Here is a 2,261-nt window from a genome sequence, read left to right on the forward strand (position 1 = left end):
AGAAAGAGACGTAGATTCGATCTTTGAGTTGATTTTGGGTTTGGCGGATTATGAGCAACTTCGCGATCGAGTGACTGGAAATGCTGAGTTATTGCGATCGCATTTATTTGGCGAACATCCTGTGGCTGAGGCAATTGTAGCGGAATTAGGCGAGTTGACGATCGGGTTTGCCTTATTTTTCCCTACCTACTCGACTTTTCTCACCCAACCGGGTATCCATCTCGAAGATGTCTTCGTTCAGCCTGAATATCGCCGTCAAGGTGTGGGCAAAGCATTGATGACTGCTATGGCTAAAATCGCTCACGATCGCGGTTGTGGGCGGCTAGAATGGTCTGTACTGGACTGGAATCAACCTGCGATCGAGTTTTATCAAGGTCTTGGTGCGACGGTATTGCCGGACTGGAAAACTTGCCGGATGACAGCCGCAACCCTAGCTGAGATTGCGACTAAATCCTAAATTGATTAAAATTTGATGAGTACGATACAGCAGGAATCAAGATCGATGCTAACAATTTGGGTAAACGAACAACTAGATCCAGGTGGTTTGATGTATGCCTGCATTGCTTCTCGGAGTGAAGCATTAGCCAAAGACTGTCACGCATCTTTTCAGCAAAATCTCACCCCCGAACAAATTAAACTAGGTTGGATCGCACGGCTCCGCACGGTTAATTCATGGGATGAAGTGCCAGTTAACTCCCTAAATTTGGGTTAACTAGAATTAAGCGCTAAGTAACCGCGCCGCAGATCGAGTTCGCACTGGCGGACTAAGAAAGTAGCATGAACCTCTCATCAGTCGAGAAACAAGAGCAAGCAACGATCCTATTTATTGATTATGAAAATGTTACTCAAGTCAGACTAACGGATCTCCAACATCCCAATCTCAAAATCTTTATTTTTGTCGGCTGCGCTCAAGTCAAAATTCCGTTTGAACTAGTCAGAGAAGCGCATCTTTTAGGCGAAGCCGTCGAATGGATTGGCGTCGAAGGTAGTGGCGCAAATGCGCTCGACTTCCATTTGGTGTTTTATCTCGGTCAAATTAGTCTCAAATCACCCAATTGTAAGTACGTCATTCTCTCACGAGATCGCGGCTTCGATCCATTAATTCAGCACTTAGCTAAACGCGGCATCTCCTGTCGTCGCATCGACAATCTAGAGATGTTATCCGGCAATCCAGAATTAACTTACTCCCAAGATTTCCTGTCCGATATTGCGATCGCCAAATTATCCGCTGCTATCCCCAAAAGTAGACCGAAGAAAAGAGCGACTTTATATACCTATCTCAAATCAGTTTTAACTAAATACCATCCAAGCGATCCAGAAATCAAACAATTACTCGATAGTTGGTTTGCGACTGGTAAAGTTACAGAAACTAAGGATAAAGTTAGTTATAAATTTTGATTTGTTGGGCAGCATAGTTTTATTGTTTGGCATTGCCCATTTCACATTTATAGCTACTAAATAGCATGTTTATTCTTACAGAAAATAGCAGGAGTATTAAAACTATTCCTTATAAAGATAATGAAGAAATTTATTTATTTAAGTCTGACGAGCATGAATTTCCACTGCTGTCGTTATTAGACCATATAAGCCACTCTTTTTTCAGTGTTAAAGACATGACACAACTTGTTGCTGAATTAGAGGTAGCAAAAACTGAAGTTGAGGTTGAAGCTGCTTGGGAAGATTATAAGGTAGAGTGTTTAAACGATATCTTACGACTGGAAGCATCATTGAAGCGTTATCCAAAAGCGATGTGGTCAAGTTCTAATGAGGAAAAGTTGTATAGTTCTAAGCAGTATTTTCAGAAGATAGAACAAGGTCAACTTCAAGGTCAGAAATTGCAGGAAGTAGATCTTCAACTTTCGGCTATCAACGAAGTGGAAAAATATATGAAAGATAAAGAAGGCCGTGGAGGTATTGTTCCTTCGATGCTTGGTTTAAAAGATCCGACATTACCAAAGCTGCTGGACCAATTGCAAGGCCAGGAACTGGAATATGAGAAATTAAAACAAACTACGGCTGAGAATCATCCTATGCTTCTCGCTATCAAAGACCAGATCAATAAGATAAAACCGGGAATATTAGAAAACATCAGCAACCAGCGCAAAACGCTTGAAGCCAGCAAATATAACCTGAATAGCTCCAATAGCTCATACTCAAGTACCCTGCAATCTCTTCCGGAAAAAGAAAGGGCGCTGATTGATATTCAACGCCAGCAGGCTATCATGAGCAATATGTATGAATTTTTGCGTCAGAAAAAAGAC

At 41.7% G+C, this 2,261-nt stretch carries 3 protein-coding genes and 1 pseudogene; all 4 read left to right on the forward strand.

All coding sequences use genetic code 11. The annotated features are described in order from the left end of the window. Positions 1-457 (forward strand): GNAT family N-acetyltransferase (locus RMO52_RS17300; protein WP_310416665.1); only part of this gene is annotated, 457 nt, incomplete at its 5' end. Between the two features lie 45 nt (positions 458-502). Continuing rightward, the gene (locus RMO52_RS17305) at positions 503-712 is read left to right on the forward strand and encodes a glycogen debranching protein (protein WP_310416667.1); all 210 of its coding nucleotides are present in this window, start codon (positions 503-505) and stop codon (positions 710-712) included. A gap of 65 nt (positions 713-777) precedes the next feature. Beyond that, on the forward strand, positions 778-1,398 hold the full coding sequence (locus RMO52_RS17310) for a PIN domain-containing protein (protein ID WP_309739601.1): 621 nt from the start codon (positions 778-780) through the stop codon (positions 1,396-1,398). Between the two features lie 65 nt (positions 1,399-1,463). After that, positions 1,464-2,261 (forward strand): annotated as a pseudogene (locus RMO52_RS17315) (hypothetical protein); the annotation flags it as partial.

This window comes from Chamaesiphon sp. OTE_8_metabat_110 (assembly GCF_031382685.1).
Lineage (GTDB): Bacteria > Cyanobacteriota > Cyanobacteriia > Cyanobacteriales > Chamaesiphonaceae > Chamaesiphon.

Excerpts from the sequence above, each read along its gene's own strand:
- RMO52_RS17305 (WP_310416667.1), top strand. The coding sequence starts at position 503 with ATGCTAACAATTTGGGTAAACGAACAACTAGATCCAGGTGGTTTGATG.
- RMO52_RS17310 (WP_309739601.1), top strand. The coding sequence starts at position 778 with ATGAACCTCTCATCAGTCGAGAAACAAGAGCAAGCAACGATCCTATTT.